The organism is Thalassotalea mangrovi (assembly GCF_005116735.1).
GTDB lineage: Bacteria > Pseudomonadota > Gammaproteobacteria > Enterobacterales > Alteromonadaceae > Thalassotalea_A > Thalassotalea_A mangrovi.
In genome coordinates this window covers 142,529-162,170 of record NZ_SWDB01000022.1, presented here as the reverse complement: position 1 = coordinate 162,170, position 19,642 = coordinate 142,529, and the positions used below count along the sequence as shown (strand labels likewise).

The window sequence follows — 19,642 nt, the reverse complement described above, 5'->3', positions numbered from 1 at the left end:
CAGGACCAGCAAAATCAGGACCAGCAAAATCAGGACCAGCATAACCAGGAGTCTGAGCCTCAGGCAGAGCCTGAAGGAGCAAATTACCAGCAACAGGAACCGGAAAGCGAAAAATCCGATGAGCCTGGTCAGGCTAAAGAGTCACAGGCACAGCTCACAGAGCAGGAGCTGGAACAACAGCAAAAACATCAGCAGATATTAAACCGGGTCACCGATGACCCAAATTTATTGCTTAGAAATAAAATGCGACTTGAATATCGTAAACGTCGCCAAAATCGCAGCAGTATTGGAGTGAAGGAAAAGTGGTAAAACTAACATCTTTTATCTGGTTAATACTTTTAGCCCTGGTATCGCCGCTTGCTCATGCGATCAGCTCTTTAAATGCAAGCATCGATAAAAACCCGGCCACGGTTAATGAATCTTTGGTACTAACCGTTATTGCTGATGACTCTATCGATGCTAGTGCATTCGACCCATCCAGCCTCAATCAGGACTTTATCGTTGGTCGCACCTCGGTGAGCAGCCAGACCAGTATGGTCAACTTTAAAACAACCCGAATGACTCGCTGGACTACGGTTCTGGTACCACATAAACCGGGTACCTATACCATCCCGGCATTCACCATTGATGGCGTCAGTTCCAAGCCTATCAAGGTCGAGATCGTCGCCGCCAATGATAGCCGAGCCAAACAGGATAATGATGTTTTCATCAGCACCAAAGTATCTGACACCCGAGTCTATGTGCAGCAACAATTTACCTTAACCGTAAAACTGCACCTGGCTCAGGAGTTAAAAACCGGTACTCTGACTGAACCCAAAATGACGGGTGCCGAGATTAAACAAATCGGTGAAGATAGTGAATCCATGGAAATCATTAATGGCATACGCTACCGGATTATCGAACGTTCCTATTCGGTAAAACCAAACACCAGCGGCGAGTTTACCTTGCATAGTCCGGTATTTTCCGGAGAGATCGTGACTGGTCAGCGCCGGGCGTTATTTTCAAGCTTTGACCAGGGTAAACCAGTCAGAGTCGTGGGCAAGAATATAAGCGTAGAGGTAAAGCCAAAACCGGAAGAATATATCGGTGACTGGTTGCCAAGCGAAATTCTTACCATTGAAGACGAATGGCCTGATCAGGATACGTTTCCGTTAGGAGAGCCAATCACCCGCAAAGTTACCGTGACGGCCGCAGCCCTGTCGGAAGAACAACTTCCGCAAATCAACTTCCAGGTTCCGGATGGGTTAAAAATCTATCCGGATCAAGATCAGGCACAAACCAATGTCCAGGCCGGTTTATTGATCTCACAAAAGGTTCAGGACTTTGCCATTGTCCCTGCCAAGCCGGGAACCTATACCATTCCGCAAGTGCAGATTCCATGGTGGAATACGAAAACTAACCGCATTGAATACGCTACCTTACCGCAACGTACTTTTACCATTGAAGGCGCAATTTCTGCGCCAGTCTCGACCACCGTTAATACCGATACCCCTACACCGGTTATTATTCAAAAAGACAACACACTGCAGTGGTGGTTCCTAACTGGCTGGATCCTCACCGCCCTGGCCTGGTTAATAACCGCGATGAAAGCCAAAGGGTTGTCAATCTGGCCGACGCGAAGCAAATGGTTACCTGTAACCAACGGTGGCAGCCAGCCGTATCTGAAGTTAATGGCAGCCTGTAAAGCAAACGACGGGCACAAAGCTCTGGCAGTTTTACCTGAATGGGCCGCAGAACTGTATGATGATCGCTCCATCACCGCCATTAACCAGGTACTAGTTGCATTCGAAGACACGGAATTGGAACGCCTGGTTACACAGTTACAAGCTTGTTATTTTGGCAACGAAAGTAAGAGCTGGAACGGCTCGCCGTTATTAACCAAAATTATGTCGTTGCAAAAAAACAAACCCACCTCTGAGCCACAGATGCAAATGAACCCCTAACGGTTCCTACTCTTAAATCACCGCATTGGCAGATCAAAAGCGTCTGTTGTAACGTACAGTTAAGGTGACACAAGATAACGGTTACGAACCAACCGTTATCTTGTGGTTGGCTGCAAATAAAATCCGTAAGCCATCTGACATCAACGGTAATAGCACCATATTAAAATGGTGTTAAACTTACGTTAACTCTATGATCCCAAAAAAATTTCGAAATAATTCTTCACCCGCTCAGGTCTCTACAGATATGGCGAGTAAACAAAAAAGATATGAAGCCTTGGTCAATGCGCTTCATGCCGATCTGTATCGGTATGCGTTTTGGTTAGTGCATGATCAACATGTCGCAGAAGATTTGGTGCAGGAAACCTTCCTGAGGGCATGGCGTGCCCTCGATTCTTTAAAGGACCAGAAGGCCGCTAAGTCGTGGCTTATCACCATTCTGCGCCGCGAAAATGCGCGACGATTTGAACGCAAACAGCTGGATATGAGCGACTATGAAGAACCCAGTATTGTCGATAACGTCAGTGCATCTACCGAGCAACAACTGGAAGATCACTGGTTACGCGAACGCATTGCCAGGTTGCCAGCCGACTATCGGGAACCTTTAGTGTTACAGGTTATTGGCGGATTTAGTGGTGAAGAAATAGCGAGCATGTTGAATTTGAATAAAAACACGGTAATGACGCGGTTATTCCGTGCCCGGAATCAGTTGAAAGAAGCTATTGATTCCGAAAAATTGGTTAAGGGGCAGAGTAATGGATGAATTGGAATTCCGGCGTCGGTTATATGCGAATCCAAAAGATCCCGGTGCAGACATCAGGAAAAGTATGGCCGGGCATCCGGCAAACGAGAAATTCTTCAACGACATTAATCAGTTTGAAAAGCGCCTGGACAGTGCTCTTCATGTTTCGGTGCCAGATAACCTAGCCAGTAATTTGATTCTCCGGCAGACCCTGGATAGCCACCGCCAACAAAGTAAAAAACGACGCTGGCATTTAGCCGTGGCCGCATCGGTCGCGTTTGCTGTGGGTATTGGCGTCCAGTATTTCACTGCGTCACCGGTTTACAGCTCCACGGCTGATTATTCTCTAGCACACTATTACCATGAACAGGGCAAGTTTGACGATTCCGACGGCGAAGGCATCACCCTAGCGACATTAAATGACAAATCAAGTGACATGAACGTCAGGTTTAAAGATGATATTGGCTCAATCATCGCCGTTAAGGACTGTTATTTTGACGGTATGGACAGTCTCCACCTGGTGATCAGGGGCCAGTACGATAATGTCACCATATTTGTGATCCCGAAAGTCAAACATCTCAGTAATACTCCCCAATTTGCCGACAGTAAAGTTCATGGCTTAACTCGTCAGTTCAAACAAGGCGACGTCATTATTCTTGGCGACAAACGAGAATCGCTGGGACAGTGGCAGCAAAAAATTGACGACACCATTGAGTGGTCGATTTAGCAGAAATTCAGCAACACCATTCTTAGGGCTCCCGATATTCTGACATCGAAATGGGTGCCCGTTTATTTCATGGCACCACAACAGCTAGCCATCGAAATAGAGGGTGTATTCCCCCGTCGCCAGGCAATTTGGCTGGTAGATTTTTCGTTTCCCTGCTAGGATGCACAGCATTATATGGGATACAAATAATTACAACTATGACACTGGAACTTCCCCTGATCATAACCTTTATTGGTTATCTGTTAACAACATTACTAATCGGCTATTTCGCCTATCGGGCAACCAACACCCTGAGTGACTATATCCTTGGTGGCAGGCAACTGGGTCCTGCGGTCACAGCCCTGAGCGTTGGCGCTTCAGATATGAGTGGCTGGTTATTACTTGGACTACCTGGCGCCATCTACCTTTCCGGCCTGGGAGAGATTTGGATCGGAGTCGGGCTACTTATCGGAGCCTTTTTCAACTGGATTATCGTCGCTCCGCGCTTACGGGGATTCACGGAAAAGGCCGGAAATGCATTAACCATCCCTGAATTTTTTGAAAATCGTTTTCAGGATAAATCAGGCATATTACGTTTAGCATCGGCCATTACCATTCTGATTTTTTTCACCTTTTATGTATCTTCCGGACTGGTTGGCGGAGCCATTCTGTTTGAAAAAGTCTTCGAGCTCAATTACCTGCAGGCGCTAATTTTTGGCGCCATCATTATTGTCTCTTATACCTTTCTCGGTGGATTTCTTGCCGTTAGCTGGACCGACTTTTTTCAAGGTTGCCTGATGTTGCTGGCACTGGTTATCTTGCCGATTGTAGCGATTCAGGAACTGGGAGGCTGGCAGCAGACCGAACAAATTTTAACCTCAACCAACCCGCAATATGCAGAGCTATTTACGAATTTTTCCTGGATAGGGTTTATCTCGTTAATGGCCTGGGGCCTGGGATATTTCGGTCAACCGCATATCCTGTCTCGCTTTATGGCAATTCGCTCGGTTGAGGATATCCCCACGTCTCGTAATATTGCGATGAGCTGGATGATTTTATCCTTGCTCGGTGCCCTTGCCGTGGGTCTTGTTGGCATCGCCTATTACGCCGATGCGCCGCTTGAAAATAGTGAAACCGTCTTTATTTTTCTTGCCAAAGCACTATTAAATCCATGGGTTGCAGGGGTCATCATTGCGGCAATCCTATCGGCAATCATGAGTACCATTGATTCGCAGTTAATTGTCTGCTCCTCGGTTATCGTTGAAGACTTTTATAAAAAATACAGTAAAAAACCTGCCACAGAAGGACAATTAGTATGGCTGACACGGTTTTCTTTATTGGCAATAGCGACACTCGCTACTATCATAGCCCTGGACCCACAAAGTTCAGTACTGGGCCTGGTCAGCTATGCCTGGGCTGGATTTGGTAGTGCCTTCGGCCCGACTATCATCCTTGCATTGTACTGGCAGGGCTATACCCGCTTCGGCGCCATGGCATCGATCGTTACGGGTGCCGTTATTGTCATTGTCTGGGGTGAACTTGCCCACCTTGGTGGCCTCTTTGCGCTTTATGAAATGATTCCTGGATTCACCCTGGCGCTGTTATCCGGTTACCTGGTATCAAAATTCACTCACCGTGAAAACGCGCCTGAGTCTGAAATGTTTAAAACACTAACCCGCTAAAAGAACCGAAGCAATGCCCGGCAATTAGCGCGCGGAAGACACAAAAAAGCCAGTCATGATGACTGGCTTTTTTTATGATAATCGCTTCGTAGTAGCTAATTACTCGAATCCATTCGGGTTATTCGACTGCCACTTCCAGGTATCGGCAATCATTTCTTTTAACCCGCGTTCGGCCTGCCAGTCCAGGGCTTCCCTGGCTAGATTTGCATTGGCAAACACAGTAGCAATGTCGCCCGGACGACGTTCGACAATTTGATAAGGTATATCAACACCTGAAATTGCTTTAAATTGCTCGACGATTTGCAATACCGAGGTACCATTACCGGTACCCAGGTTTATCGCCGTGCAACCGGGTTTTTCCGCCAGGGCTTCAACCGCTTTCAGGTGGCCCAGAGCCAGATCCACCACATGAATGTAGTCGCGCACTCCGGTTCCATCTACCGTATCGTAATCATCGCCAAACACCTGCAATTGAGCAAGTCTGCCAACCGCAACCTGAGCAACGTAAGGCAGCAGGTTATTCGGAATTCCGTTCGGATTTTCACCAATCAGGCCGCTTTCATGAGCGCCGATCGGGTTAAAGTAACGCAACGATATTATCGACCATTCAGGATCGCTCTTCGCTAAATCAAACAAGATATGTTCGATCATCAATTTGGTTTGCCCATAAGGGTTAGTAGCGGACGTTGGCATAGTTTCCAGTAACGGTGAAACGTTGTGCTCGCCGTATACAGTCGCAGACGAGCTGAATACCATGTTTTTGACATTAAAGTCGGCCATGACCTGCAATAAGACCAAGGTGCCAGCCACATTGTTTTGATAGTAAGACAAAGGAATTTGTGTCGACTCACCCACCGCTTTCAATCCGGCAAAATGAATGACGCCGTCTATATCATGATCGCTGAAGACCTGGCGCATCGCCGCTTCATCGCAAATATCCGCTTTGATGAATGTCGGACGCAGACCGGTAATTTTTTCGATTCGATCCAGTACCAGTGTTGAAGAGTTACTCAAATTATCAACAATAACAACGTCTTTATCGGCCTTAATTAATTCGACAACGGTATGGCTGCCGATATAGCCGGTGCCCCCCGTAATTAATAAACTCATGTCCTTTCCTTCTTTAAATATTATTTATAGTAATCTGAAAATACCTGAATAAACTCTTCTAGCTGAGCTGCCGGTAAGGCATTAACACCGGCAGCACCCGCCCGACCGCCTCCGGTTGGAAACTGCACGCAGATTTCATCCGCACCCTGTTTATTATTCAGTGGCGCGCGCACAGAAATCGTGAAGCTGTCGTCGATATTTTTGGTAAACACTGCATGGGCTTTATCAGGAGATTGATTGGCTAAATCATTACCAAAAACGCCACTCACTCGACGAGACCATGCGGCATCCTCAAGACATACGACCTTACAATGATCGTTATTGAATAACACCTGAGCCGATTCTGCCCTGCCCATGTCCTGATGATAAGCCTGCTGTAGCTGATAGAAAATCGATTCTTTGTCGGTAAATAGTGGCTCCGGATTTTCAAAATTCAATAACATCTTATAAAGCTGAGCCGGGTGGAAGTGTAAATCTTCAATACTGCGACCATAGCCATTGTAGTTAATATAGATACCCAGTTGCTCAAGATTGGCGGCAAGGCTCTCTGAAACACCGCGCAATTTTGCCTGACGTAATGCGCTGGCTTTTAAGTTATCACCAAAAGCAGCGGCTATCGCCCAAAGATAATATTTCCCCTTCAAATGGTCATTAACCAGTAAGCCGGTGCATACGTCTGGTGAGGTATTGATCATGGCATGCAGGTATGAGCTTTGCGGGATAGCCGGCGCGCGATGATGATCCGCATAAAATACCGGTATTTGACGTTCAAGCAGCTTTTCCAGCGCATCGATGTTCTTCTCCATCGACACATCAAGAACGGTTACCGAAGAGGCTTGCTGCGTATCAACCTGTTTCAATAACGAGATATCGCGTTTTACCCCGGTGATCAGAGTTGAATCTTTGGGATCCGCCAGGCGCAATTGCAATAGCGCCAGGATACCATCGGCATCACCATTAAACACATCGTAGTGCATGTTTTATTCCCTTAGTTGTTATTTCTATTTTCGAAAGATTGCCCGATACGCGTAATTTAGAAAACACACAGTAGATCGACGCAAACTTAATTTTTCCTGTTGCCGGTATATCTGCCATTGTCTTAGCGCCTTACGAAACTTATTACGCGATATTGAACCTGGCGTAATACGATAATTCGTCAAACACTGGGGGTAGTGATATGCGTACCCGGTTTTTTTAATAATTCCCAGCCAGGTAGCATAATCCTGGCCGGTGCGCATTTCAGGCATCAAAAAGTAGCCCGTTTCGTTTTTATCGACAATCACGGTTGAACAACCAAATGTCACTCTTTTTTTCAGCAAATCATCGTAATCAATCTGGCCATGTGGCTGCTGGTCTATCAGCCCCAGCTTTTTCCCATGTTCATCTACCACCTGATAGCTGGTACACGACAGTGGGATATGATAGCGCTGCATAAATTCAACCTGCTCGGCCAGCTTATTTGGCTGCCAGCTATCATCCGCATCAAGGAATGCCAGGTATCGGCCCGTAGCCTTCGCTATCCCCCGGTTTCGAGAGTACGCTGCCCCCATATTTTTCTCGTTGAAAAAAATATAAACATTATCATATTGTTGGGCATAAAATTCGAGTAACTGCCTGGTATTATCCTCGGAAGCATCGTCGGTAATCAGCAGTTCCCAGTTACCGTAGCTCTGGGCTATAACACTTTCAATGGCTTCACCGACCCAGGCCAGTGAATTAAAGGTCGACATTATAATAGAAACTTTGTCTAAATGCTGTGCCATATTGAGTTCTTTATCATCTGATTATGTTGAGAAGGCATCGCCATTGTTACTTCACTGCACAAGCTTCCCGTATCCTTGATAATAGCCATGAATCATACTCTTGACATAACTTAAGCGCCGATAGCGAAGAAAATAACGGATGCCCCAGCGCAGTAATAGTGCGATTCCCAGCAAACCAAACCTCGATGCGGTCGCTCCCCTGGCCCGGAAAATGCCTTCGTTTGCCAGGACCCGTCCCTGGTCGTTGCAGGTATGATAGGCCAGGACCTGATTCAGGTTAGTTAAAGTCCCTCCCGCCTGTTCAATATCGAGCAGGAAATTCACTTCTTCGGTGGCAGGCATTGCCGTGCCTAATCCAAGGCTCTCATTAAAGCGAATACCATGGGCTCGGATAAAGTGACGGTCGATTACCAGCTCTATTGAGCTTGCCTGTAGCAATTGCCAGCGATTTAGTCGCTCGTTCTCACCATAGGATTTATAGTAACGATTTGGGTTTTCAATACAGCCAACCCTGCCTCGCAACGCCTGGGAACGCTGATTCGTAGTCAGTGCACCTAACAACATTTGCAATGAATTTTGCTGAATAATGACATCATCATCCAGAAACCAGATGTATTGACCGTTGCTATGGTCAATGACCTGATTACGACTGCGGCTTAGCCCCAGCCGTTTATCATGGATCACGCGAATATGGGCAGGGATATTTCTGCCATGAACCATTTCGCCTTGGACAACAATCAATACCTCAAAGTGCCTGTCCGGCTCAAGCCTGGCAAGCATAGTCAGTAAAGGTTCAAGCCGTGTCGTTGTCGCAGAAAAGCCCAGTGTTAGCAAGGGTTGCTTATTCAATGCGGCGCTCCTCCGTCATCGTCGATGCTCGCAAGCGTCGACGAAAATAACTTCGTTGGGCAATCAGTGTTCGTTTTAATAATGCCCAGGCTGATACCCCCGATGCTTTGATATTAAATAAATTCAGTTTTATACAGGCAAAAAGAAATTGTGGATAATCCCGCCACGCGCCAGCAGAATTAAACAGGGCTTGTGCCAGAGATTCGGGATCTGGCGAAAGTTTTAAAAAGGTAAATTTGCTGATCGCACGAATCGCACTGTCGCGCTGGACTTGCTGCAGGTGATCAGAATGGGATTGTCCGCTCAGGCGATAATACAACAGCGGTTCTGGCAAATTGGCAAAACGTACCTGTTGACTCAATCGTAGCCAGAGTTGAAAATCCTCAGCCCCGATATAATCCGCTTCGTAATTCAGCGGCTGCCTCAATAATCTGCGATTCACCATCACCGAAGGGTGAGCAATCGGATTACCAAAAAAGAAGCTGGCGACAATATCATCATGATACATGCAAGTATGTCGTTTTCCTAAACGATGTCCGTGTTGATCAATATAGACATAGCCGGTACCCAGTACCGCAATATCCGGGTGTTGTTGCAGAAATTGTAACTGCTGCTGCAGCCGCTGTGGTGTACTGACATCATCGGCATCCATGCGCGCCAGGTACTGCCCCCTGGCTTTATCCAGGGCAAAATTAAGGCTGCTAATCAGGCCATGATTGGTGCGGGAATAGAGATGAATTCTCGAGTCTTGCCGGGCAATATCAGCAAGAATACGGCCGCTTGCATCAGTTGAGCCATCATCGACAATGATCACCTCAAAATCAGTAAAACTCTGTTCAAGAATACTAAACACGGCCTCTTTGACATAAGCCTGAGCGTTATACACCGGCATAATGACGCTTATAAGTGGCGACTGGCTAGCTTTATCTTGCTTTTGCTCAGCCATTATCGGTGACCTTTGGCCCATCAGCGTCCGTTCTCGTTTTTATTTGCGCGTATGTCGCTGGTGTTGGCTCGTCACTAACCTGATGTACTGCACGTATCAGTCCAAGATCGGCCAATTGCCTGGCGGATTCAAAACGAATTGATACGCCGTCATCAAACATAGCGGTCGCATCATTCAAGGCTTGGTAACACTGATACTCACTGGAATTGTCATAATGTTGTTGACGAACTGATTCTTGGCTGACTTTAGCCGCAAAACCGGGCGCAAATTTAAAATGTAACAAGGCGCCGGTTTCAGGAGCCTGAAAGCTAAGGTTAAGCCGCCTGGGTGCCAGTGTATGCATCGATGACAAATAGGCGTAGGATGCTTGCCATTTTACCAGAGGAATTTTCTGCAATGCCGGAGCCTTATCCGGATCGTGCGAATATAAAAGCCGTTGCCTTACCCCACCACGGACCATCTGCGATCGATATTTTTTGTTGAACCGCCACTGATAACCTCTCTTGTCGAAATATGGCGCCGATGCCAATAACTCCTTTGCACCTGCAGGTGACGGTTGCCGTCTTTCATCTATCTGCCGTGGATACATATCCAGCATCATCGTATAGAAAGATTCTTGCTGACCGTTATCCAATCGTTGCGTTAGCGCCGTTAATGGTGTCGGGTTATTCGTTGTCGGACTGCTCTGATACGAGCCATTTTCGAAAATCAGCAATTCATCGAGATCGCATACCAGGCACCAATGTCCGCAGCCATACTTCCGTAACAAAGCATTGACCCAGTGCATGCCAAAGTTAGCCTGTTTATAGCTGTTATGGGTTTGAAATACAGATACATCTTCGCAACCGGTAAGCAGATCCAGGCTTTTATCCGTTGAATCATTATCGATAAAAATAAAATGATTTACCCCGAGCCGTCGATAATGCTCAAGATATGCTGGCAACAGATGGGCTTCATTGAACATGGTGGCAAAAACAAGGATATTTGAATGGTTAATTTGTCGTAAGTTATCCTGAATAAGTTGTAACTGTTGGAAATGTGTTTTTGCTAAACGCAACGCACGTAACCTTTGCCATTCGACGACGGGGGCGAACAGCCAGGAAATGATGGCGGCGGTTAGGTATTTCATTGACATAGTTGCCTGCGGTATATGGGTTAAGCCGAGCCTGTTTTTTTACTGTTCGGTTGTGCGCTTGCTAATACGGGCGTTGGCCTGGGAATCATCGCTATCGCACTACTGAGTATGCTTGACCTTGCCATCTGGCTCGCCATTGATAACATTTTTTGAGTAATCCTTAGTGCCATTTAATGCCTGGTAAAACACCGACGCCTGTTGATGAGCCGTAATGCACCTACAAAGTCCCTCAATGTTGTCACTGGTAAACTGAGCGACATGTTTTTTCTGCCAGCGAGACTCGACCTGCTCTTTTTCCAGGCGGGTAAAATCGTTTATCTGGTTATCGTTAGCAGCAAATACTTCCAGCAACTGCACCTGGCTTGCGCTGCTGATGGCCTTTAGAAATTTATCCGCCACGGAAAACTGATATAAAAATACAATCCCTTTCGGGTCACGCAAACAAAGTTGTTGGATAAATTCCATTCGATCATAATCCCTCAGCGAAGTATCACCCGCCTCGTAGCCGGGTAATGGCGGTTGCTTGCCATACCCAATAGTGTCGGCGGCAAATAAGTTGGCGAATACGCCCATATCGGTCATATTCTGCGACAGTGCATGGTACAATCCAGGCAAAACCCCTTCGGCTCCTTTATGCCAGATCAAAACGCTGCAAGGAACGGGAAGCTGGTCGAGGTTGTCGGAAAATAAGCACTCACGTTTGTACCAACGCAAATTATCCGGAACTTTTGAGTGGGCGACGATATTTATCTCCTCTGGCACAGGCATCTGATTTAAGTATACACGTCTGAACAGGGAGACAAATTTCTCGTCTCTGGCCTGAATTTTCCGGGTGAAACACTTATTTTCCGGCAACCGCACCAATTCATTTAAGTCATTGATTGAATAGGTTTTTGGGATCCCTTTGCAATTAAACCGATAGTTCATCAACGGAGGGTGTATATTGGACTTATCCTTGATCAGGTGAGCGACCAATGTCTGGAAAAAAAACTCATCCGGTATCCAGGTATGCTTTAAAAAGGTCAGTAATTCTGGTGTCTGTTCGCACAAGGTCAATATTTTCTCAACCATTCCATGACTTAAGGTCCACCACTGGGATCCCATATGTACCGGGCAGTCCAGCGGAAACCGACGTTTGACACCAAGCCAGGATAGAATTCGTATCGACCAGGAAAACCATTTGGGATGATGTCGCCAGTTACACCAGTGGGGCAGTTGCCAACGTTCCTGTTGAATGCCCTCGGTTATCCAGCGCTGATGTTCGACATTTACCGCTTCAATGAATTCAGCGCCGTCAAAATTATGCAGAAATTGTTCGATGTGGGTGCTGCCTTTAACCGGAAAACAACTACCACTTAACAGGGTGACGTATTCATAATTCGCCCCCGCTTGTTGTAACGCTCGTAAACAATTTAACGTCGCGAATACTATTGAAGATTCCCCCCACTCGACCCTAACCCTCTCAGCTAAAATAACCTTGGGGAAATAGCGTTTAATCAGCTCAATATCATTAGCATGAGGGGTCGCCAAATCGTAGTGCAGGACGATAATATCACCGTTGTCGGTCAGGCAATCGAGCAGAGGTCTTAACCGGCTAAAGGGTTCATGGGCGAGAATCGCATAGGCAAGAGGCATTAAATCAACTCCTGATTAACGATGAGCCCCAATTGCTGCAATTGTTGCCAGCCTTGATATTTGACCGACAAGCGTGGTTCAAAATGCATCGAGTCCTTTAAAAACTGCTGATATTTTTTATACTCTATCGAATCGCCGTAATGCTCCTTGCGCTCCATTTCTTCGACAATTTTTTGTTCAAATTCGGCAATGAACTTAAAGTGCAATAATGCGCCAGTCAGTCCCTGCTGATAACCTTTGTTGAGTTTTCTTGGAATTGCCATATGCATTGATGAGATGTAAGCATAGTACCAGCGCCAGTTAATCAAGGGCGTTTTATTCAGTGCCGGGCCATGTTCGGGGGTATCTTTGAACAGGGTGCGTAACCTTACACCGCCCTGAGCCCAAAGGGATGAGTAGGCTTTATTTTCCCGGTAAAAATAACCACTGCGGTCAAAATATGGGTGGCTTTGCAGTGGATCACTACCAGGCTGATAGAGGCACTCCTTTAACGCTCCTTTGCCATACATGTCGACCATATTGGTATAGAAACTCGGACGATGAGTTTGTTGCAGGTACTGACAAAGTTGCTTGAGATCCATTTCCTCCTGCTTGGGATAGACCAGAAACTCATCGGGGTCGCAGGTCAGGCACCAGTGCCCGGAGCCAAATTTACGCAATAAATAATTTAGCCAGTGCATACCAAAATTCGAAGCTTTATATGACTCCCGGGTGAAAAACACAGTAACATCCTGATGTTCTTTTACCCAGAAACGAAAACCGTCATTCGAGTCGTTATCCACCAGAATAAAATGATCAACGCCGAGGCGGCGGTAATAATCAAGAAAATATTCCATTCGATGCGCTTCATTGCGCAATGTGGCAAATAAAATGATATCGCCGCGATTGATCAATTGGGTATTATCCTGAAAAACACTCAATTGCCTGGAATAATATGAAGATTTCAGCAAGTAAAGAGCGATTTGCCCGCCATGTTTTACCATACGATAGGGCCGCAAAAGCTGATTTAATAGCGGGTGCATTTATCTCTCCTTAGCCCAGGGCCGACTGATTGAACCCATGCAGGTAATCTTTGACCTGTTCGAAGTTGGATAGCTTTTGTTCGAGTCCTCCTTTGTTTTGCTTGCGCAGGGTTGTCGGTTGCTTTCGCATCTCGACAGTAGATCCGGCAAATTTGGCAATTTCCTCGACTTTTTCGTCATCCAGGACATCATAATAATCGATCACTTTATACTGCTGCTGAGTTTCGTCCAGTCTTTGCTTAAGTGCGCCGAAATAGCGCTGAGTTTTACGCACGTATTGTTCAAACTCGTCAATATCAAAGTGCACCTGGGTGACCTTGTTGGCTTTTTCATCTCGTTTAACCCACTGCCCTGACTCCCTTGCCAGGGCCAGGGAAACAAATGAATCAACAAGGTCTCGCTGGAGTAATATTTTACGTACCCGTGGATTGTTTAATAATACCCTGCGCACATCCTTGTTGTGGCCATCAAACAGGCGAAATCCAGGTATTTTTCCTTCTTTTTGGGCCTGATCCTGAACCTGCTGTAATAACAAAAACGGGTCCTTTTGCCGGCTTTTTCGTGACTCGGGGTCATTCCGCCCGTATCCGGCATAAGAAAACTTATTAATATGAGGTCGGTCAACGCCAACAAAAGACGGGTTATACAGCTCTCCCAGGCAGATTAAATCATCAAAATAATTGAGTTTTTCCTGAAGCAGGTTAGAGCCTGAACGCATCGCACCGAAAATCACAAATAATTCGATGTCATCGCACTGAATCAGTTTTGGCCGAAATGGATTTGTAAACATTATTGTTCCACCATGGTTCGCGTCGTTAACTGGGTTAATTGCTTACGAATAAAATGACCATTGGGGTTTAGCTGTAAAGCCAATGTCAGCAATTGCACTTTTTGGTCATGACACGCTGCGGGCAAACTCATGGCGATATCTCTGAGCTTGGCACTCTGCCTGCGTTTATAGTCACTTTCTTCATGACTGTCGACAAAACTGAAATCGGCAAATAAATCGGCATAGATCTCATTCACCTGGGTCAGGCTTAAGATCTCGCCATTTCCCGTTTCCGGGTAGTGAGAGAAATCATCATTAAATAAATACTCACGTTCGGTGAGTTGATAATCCTGATTCAACCTGCCATTCGCAGCCTTAAATTGTTGATAAAATTCCACCGCCTGTTGCCGGCCGGGTAACAGTTTTTGCTCATCCGTTACTCGTTTGTCAAAATCACGAACCGCCCGTATCAGTCGGTGCCGGGCCATGCTCCCATCAGCAAATGCCGGATGACTTTGATGCAAAAACAGTTGGCTTATGCGTCCTAAGGATTCATTGGCTTTCTCCGGAAATTGGTAGTAGTCAGTCTCAAGGCCCAGTACATGACAAAAATCTTTTACCACATCGCATTCGACCAGGTGCTCAGGCTCAAATACCCGAAGAATCATGTTGTCTTTAGCAAACACTTTCGCCCACATCGAAATTTTACTTTCAAAGTCCAGGTAACGCCGTGCCACTGAGGACAATTCTCCAGGCAAGGCCGTTGGTTCATGGCCATAAGCGATTGAACAATCAAACCACTTAGTCCCTTCCTGTTTCTGGGAAATCGCCAGGCTATCCTGTCGCCGCAGATAAAAAATAATTTTCACTTTGTGCGCATACTGATAGAGCACATCGCGCAATTCTAATAATTTATTAATATCGTCCACCCAGGAAAAATTTTCCCGGGAGATCAGGGCTATCGGTTGGCGCACCCTGGCAAGAGCGTGAAAAGCCTGTGGAAACAGACCGTAATTATTGAGATCAGGGGTGGGTTTTAAGATGCCCTTCAGGCCAGGAGTCGCAATGCCGTCCTCGCGCAGTGAATCCTCATTCAGGCGCAAAAAACGTTGGATAGATGTTGAGCCAGTTTTATGTGAACCGGCATGAATATATAACGTATTGATCATCGAGTCATTTATTATTCAGGGCCGTAACGCTCGATCGGCAAGCAATATAATCAGCTTAGCAAATATCCCGGTAATAGCTTAGCTGTCGGATTAAGCCAACTCCTTAATGGTCGCTATCAGAATTTTTCCTATTCCAAATAAAATCATCAGTACCACAGCCGCCAGGGATAAGTTGTACAGCTTGTCCGGATAGCTGTGATCTTCCGGCAAAGTCGGGCTTTCCACGACCACCATGTACTGAAGTTGCCGATACGCCTCAATGCGGGAACGCTCTAAAGACACCAGCGAGGAGGTATACGCCTGCATTGCCAGGTCAACTTTAATTTGAAAAGCGGAATAACGGGCAAGAACTTCACCGAAGGAAATATCCTGCTGCTGCCCTTTCTGTGAAATCAGCCGCTGTTTTTCACTGACCAGTTGCTTTTCCAGGGCCGTTATTTCTCGTTGTAATGAGCGAATCTTAGGGGAAGACTCCTGCATATATTCCTGCAACGCCAACAACTGAGTTTTTTTATCTGACAGTACTTCCTCAAGGTTGAAGGCAATTTGTTGCACTGCCTGTGCTTCCTGTTGAGGATCAAATAATCGATATTTCTGCTGAAAGCGCAGTTGATCGGTTTTTGCCTTGCGCAACCGTTCTTCAATGAGTCTATGCTCAGCCTCGATAAAGGTTAACCGTTTACGAGCCAGAGACTGACCAATACTGTTAATATAATCTTCCGATTTTGCAATAATTTGCTGGTTTAACTGTTGCGCGTATTCACCGCTGAAAGCCTGGGTTTTTATGGTCACGACCGAGGAGGCTTCATCAACATCGACAACGATATGCTTTTCATAAAACGCCAGGAACTCATCGTTACTGGCATCTTTGCCAAGCCGGGAAAACACATCTCGCTCTCTCGCCGTGTAATGTTCAAATAACGCCAATTCAGTTTGCAGGTGCACCAGCATATCCCGAGAATGAATAAAGGCTCGAATCAGTTGCGTGTCGCCGGCAGCGCTTGCAGTCCTGCCCCCTAATAGTGCTGAAGATGGCTCCTGGCCATGTTGAATATCTGGTTTACGGACAATTACCTGGGCGTGACTTTCATATCTGGGACTCGCCAGAATGGTGAAGTAAATTGCTAGTAATAACCAGGGCACGACGACCAGCAAGGTAACCGGTTGTTGGCACCAGAAAATTAACCTCTCAATTGCAGTTTTCGGTGCTGGCAGTGCCGTGTCAGTCGCTATTGATGCGGCAGGGGCACTTTCTGCAGGTTGCGATGATGACATCAAAATCGGTGACCCCTGCTCTAACAGCAGTTGCCGATATTCCTGCAACTTGTTTTTGATTAATCCGCCATTGGGGCGAAGATTGTGGGCCCGCTGCATGATTCGATAAGCCAGTTCTACATCGGTATCTTCAAATTCCAGGGCTCTTTCCCGAAGGAAATCCGCATCCTGCCATTCAGATTCACTCCACTTATCCTCCAACTCCCGAAAACGTTGTTCTAATTTATCAATATCAGTTTGGCTCATAATCAGTTCGCCTCATAAATATCAATCGCTTGTTCGAGATCGTTGAAAAAGCTTAGCTGTCCATGTTGAATAAGAATGGCACTGTCACAAAACAGGCGCACATCGTCCAACTCATGACTGACCATAATAACGTTGGAGGTTTTACTCTTATTCAGCAAGGCATGTTTGGTTTTCCGACGAAATTTAGGATCCCCCACCGAAATTGCTTCATCAATCAGATAAATGTCGAAATCAATGGCAATGCAACAGGCAAATGCCAGGCGTGAGCGCATACCCGATGAATATGTACGAACCGGGAGATCATACTTTTGTTTGAGTTCGGCAAACTGTTTGACCCGTTCTTCGTAATACTCTAAATCCGTTACACCATTTACCCGGCCAATAAAACGCGTATTTTCCCGGCCGGTCATTTTCGGATGGACACCGGTTGCCAGCGCCACCGGCCAGGAAATATTATACGGTGTTGTTACCTGCCCCTGATTGGGATACTCACTGCCGGCCAGTAACCGGAACAAGGTCGACTTACCGGCACCATTTTTTCCTAATAAGGCGATATTGTGCCCTCCCGGAATGGTAAAGTTGAGATTGTTAAACACATACTGACGTCCGAGTTTCGACGGGTAGTACTTGCAGACGTTAATCAATTCAATCATCGACTTACCACCTGGCGCCAGCTCAACTGATAGAAAATAAGTGCGGTGATTAGCAGCATCATTGTCGTCAGGTTGAGATAGGTCAGCGACACCCCTTGCGCCTGATAACCGCTATAGGCCGCCTGACGAGATAACTCAATACTGTGCACTAAAGGATTCCAGTTAAGAAATGGCCAGTATTGCTCGGAAATGTCCTGAAGGCTGAAAAACACCCCGGAAATAAAAAACATGGGTCGGGTAATCAGGTTGCGAATCTTATCAATTTCTACCACAAACTCTTTCGCCAACGCCATGATCAAGCCGAGACTGGCGGCCAGCAACCAGACATTGAGCAACATCAGCAACACCATCAAAGGATCATCAAGTCGCATTTCGACACCAATAAAGTACACCGCGACCCAAAGCACGATAATAACCGCGACCTTGACCAGAATCTCAAACAAAGCATTGGCCATGACGGCGCTCAGGGGCTGGACCTGACGAAAGGAAAATAAGGCCTTATTGCGATGAATCGCCGTCGCTGTTGAGGCCAATGTGGAAAGAAATAACTGGATCATTATCATGCCATACATCATGAAGATAAACGTCGGCATCGTATGTGTCAGGCCACCATCCATTCTGCCGCGAATGAAAGAGAGGATAAAAATAAAGGAGACCGGTTGAATCACAGCCCAGCTGATGCCGACTTTATCATCGAATTTACTGCGAATCTCGCGGATAAAAATCGCAAACACAACATCCTGCCAGACCTTAACCGGAGCTCTCGCCTTAACCTGAGCCATAATGCCCCTCCGTTTTCCGGTGCGAACTGCGCGCAGGATTACGATTATTTTCCCGTGCGGCCTGGTCTTCCCTGACAGCAAAGATGATACTGTCCCCGTCTTTGAGGGGCTGTCGCCGAAACTCCTCCAATGAATAATTTTGCTTCACGTTAGTTGCAACGCCCTCGTTAACAATAGTGACCTGGCTGATGTAACCCGGCAAGGACAGCAATGACAGCAGCTCCTGTCCCTTCGCTGGACGTTCTAACAGTTCATAACTGACAGGAAGTTGATTCGGTAATATGACATTTACCCTGAGCTGCGATTGGCGTACAAAAATAACGTCAAAATCCTGTAACGCGCTGTTCGCTAATTCGCCTCGTTGTAAGAAGGGATACAGGTCGATTTTTTCAATGGTTTCGCCGTCCCGTTGCAATTCAATACGGCGAAAGCTCCCCCGTCGTATATCGATACCCTGCGCCCGATTCAGAAAAAACAGCACACCATCACCGCTTGCGCCAAGATATTGACCAGGTGCATTAACGGCGCCACTAACCAGAATCGCAACAGGCGCGGCTTCCTGAAGGTTGGCGTATAGTTCAACACCGCTGTGGTAAACTTTTGCCAACTTTTTTTGCAAATAATCACTCAGGTTGGCGACGCTGACACCAGCGACTTCGACCGGCCCTACTTGCTCCAGGAATATTTGCCCTCGTGAATCAATTTTATGTTGCTGTTGATATTCAAAAGCGCCCCACATCCAGATACTAATCACATCACCACTGCGCAGGCGGTACTGTGGCCTAACCGCCGCATTGGACTCGATACGCTTAGATTGCTGAAATAGTGATGAACCAAATGGCATCACCAGCGAAGATTCAATCTGACTGACGCGTTCCCTGACGGAGCTGTGGCTGTTCAATCGAAAGTGATTGTCGAGTTCCAGGCTATCCGCTTTTTCGGCGGTAGCCTGAGCCATCGCATTATTGCTCAGTGCCAGCACAAGCAAGGACGTTGTGATCACATACCCGCAGTTTCGCCACACGAAAAATACCAAAGCGGAAACGTAAGACAAAAGCAAAGTGCCTCCGCTAAGCAAAGAGGGGACGAATAAAGCTGGCACAAGCAACTGAATCTGAGGCATTGACGTATTAGCAGCAATCGTTATTTTGTTGAGATAACTAACTATTTTAGTTCATTTATTACAATTTCGATAAGTCGCGAACGGCCATCGCGGTA

General features: G+C 46.5%; 18 protein-coding genes and 1 pseudogene. 5 read left to right on the top strand and 14 right to left on the bottom strand.

Annotated elements, in window-relative coordinates:
- The 5 genes and pseudogenes from E8M12_RS16325 to putP form a co-directional block, all read left to right on the top strand.
- Positions 1–309 (top strand): annotated as a pseudogene (locus tag E8M12_RS16325) (hypothetical protein); the annotation flags it as partial.
- Complete coding sequence (locus E8M12_RS10180) at positions 303–1,943, top strand: BatD family protein (RefSeq protein WP_136736043.1); 1,641 nt, start codon at positions 303–305, stop codon at positions 1,941–1,943. The pseudogene E8M12_RS16325 and the gene E8M12_RS10180, both read left to right, overlap by 7 nt.
- Positions 1,944–2,187: 244 nt before the next feature.
- The gene (locus E8M12_RS10175; protein ID WP_246034101.1) at positions 2,188–2,703 is read left to right on the top strand and encodes a sigma-70 family RNA polymerase sigma factor; all 516 of its coding nucleotides are present in this window, start codon (positions 2,188–2,190) and stop codon (positions 2,701–2,703) included.
- Complete coding sequence (locus tag E8M12_RS10170; protein WP_136736041.1) at positions 2,696–3,409, top strand: DUF3379 family protein; 714 nt, start codon at positions 2,696–2,698, stop codon at positions 3,407–3,409. Before E8M12_RS10175 ends, E8M12_RS10170 begins: the two co-directional genes overlap by 8 nt.
- Positions 3,410–3,606: 197 nt before the next feature.
- Entirely contained in the window at positions 3,607–5,070 is a 1,464-nt protein-coding gene (gene putP / locus E8M12_RS10165) for a sodium/proline symporter PutP (RefSeq protein ID WP_136736040.1), read from the top strand.
- A 99-nt stretch (positions 5,071–5,169) separates the two neighbouring features.
- On the opposite strand, the gene galE is transcribed toward putP, so the two are convergent.
- The 14 genes from galE to E8M12_RS10095 form a co-directional block, all read right to left on the bottom strand.
- Positions 5,170–6,180 carry a UDP-glucose 4-epimerase GalE gene (galE, locus tag E8M12_RS10160; protein WP_136736039.1) on the bottom strand — a complete coding sequence of 337 codons (1,011 nt, stop codon included), beginning with the start codon at positions 6,178–6,180 and terminating at the stop codon, positions 5,170–5,172.
- Positions 6,181–6,200: 20 nt separating this feature from the next.
- Positions 6,201–7,157 (bottom strand): DHHA1 domain-containing protein, encoded by a 957-nt coding sequence (locus E8M12_RS10155; protein ID WP_136736038.1) that lies wholly within the window; start codon positions 7,155–7,157, stop codon positions 6,201–6,203.
- A 24-nt stretch (positions 7,158–7,181) separates the two neighbouring features.
- Positions 7,182–7,943 (bottom strand): glycosyltransferase family 2 protein, encoded by a 762-nt coding sequence (locus tag E8M12_RS10150; protein WP_136736037.1) that lies wholly within the window; start codon positions 7,941–7,943, stop codon positions 7,182–7,184.
- Between the two features lie 51 nt (positions 7,944–7,994).
- Positions 7,995–8,792, bottom strand: coding sequence for a glycosyltransferase (locus E8M12_RS10145; protein WP_136736036.1), 798 nt, complete (start codon positions 8,790–8,792; stop codon positions 7,995–7,997).
- Positions 8,785–9,738, bottom strand: coding sequence for a glycosyltransferase family 2 protein (locus E8M12_RS10140; protein WP_169303111.1), 954 nt, complete (start codon positions 9,736–9,738; stop codon positions 8,785–8,787). The genes E8M12_RS10145 and E8M12_RS10140 overlap by 8 nt, the downstream gene beginning before the upstream one ends.
- Positions 9,731–10,867 carry a glycosyltransferase family 2 protein gene (locus tag E8M12_RS10135; RefSeq protein WP_169303110.1) on the bottom strand — a complete coding sequence of 379 codons (1,137 nt, stop codon included), beginning with the start codon at positions 10,865–10,867 and terminating at the stop codon, positions 9,731–9,733. The genes E8M12_RS10140 and E8M12_RS10135 overlap by 8 nt, the downstream gene beginning before the upstream one ends.
- A 105-nt stretch (positions 10,868–10,972) precedes the next feature.
- Positions 10,973–12,508, bottom strand: a complete 1,536-nt coding sequence (locus E8M12_RS10130; RefSeq protein WP_136736033.1) for a beta-1,6-N-acetylglucosaminyltransferase — start codon at positions 12,506–12,508, stop codon at positions 10,973–10,975.
- A complete protein-coding gene (locus tag E8M12_RS10125; protein ID WP_136736032.1) occupies positions 12,508–13,530 on the bottom strand; it encodes a glycosyltransferase family 2 protein in 1,023 nt (340 codons plus the stop codon). Before E8M12_RS10125 ends, E8M12_RS10130 begins: the two co-directional genes overlap by 1 nt.
- A 10-nt stretch (positions 13,531–13,540) precedes the next feature.
- The gene (locus tag E8M12_RS10120; protein ID WP_136736031.1) at positions 13,541–14,320 is read right to left on the bottom strand and encodes a hypothetical protein; all 780 of its coding nucleotides are present in this window, start codon (positions 14,318–14,320) and stop codon (positions 13,541–13,543) included.
- Complete coding sequence (locus E8M12_RS10115) at positions 14,320–15,468, bottom strand: hypothetical protein (protein ID WP_136736030.1); 1,149 nt, start codon at positions 15,466–15,468, stop codon at positions 14,320–14,322. Before E8M12_RS10115 ends, E8M12_RS10120 begins: the two co-directional genes overlap by 1 nt.
- A 90-nt stretch (positions 15,469–15,558) precedes the next feature.
- The gene (locus tag E8M12_RS10110; protein WP_136736029.1) at positions 15,559–16,989 is read right to left on the bottom strand and encodes a KpsE/RkpR family capsule polysaccharide export protein; all 1,431 of its coding nucleotides are present in this window, start codon (positions 16,987–16,989) and stop codon (positions 15,559–15,561) included.
- Between the two features lie 2 nt (positions 16,990–16,991).
- Positions 16,992–17,642, bottom strand: a complete 651-nt coding sequence (locus E8M12_RS10105; RefSeq protein WP_136736028.1) for an ABC transporter ATP-binding protein — start codon at positions 17,640–17,642, stop codon at positions 16,992–16,994.
- Positions 17,639–18,424, bottom strand: a complete 786-nt coding sequence (locus E8M12_RS10100) for an ABC transporter permease (RefSeq protein ID WP_136736027.1) — start codon at positions 18,422–18,424, stop codon at positions 17,639–17,641. Before E8M12_RS10100 ends, E8M12_RS10105 begins: the two co-directional genes overlap by 4 nt.
- A complete protein-coding gene (locus tag E8M12_RS10095) occupies positions 18,411–19,478 on the bottom strand; it encodes a polysaccharide biosynthesis/export family protein (RefSeq protein ID WP_169303109.1) in 1,068 nt (355 codons plus the stop codon). Before E8M12_RS10095 ends, E8M12_RS10100 begins: the two co-directional genes overlap by 14 nt.
- Between the last annotated feature and the right edge of the window lie 164 nt (positions 19,479–19,642).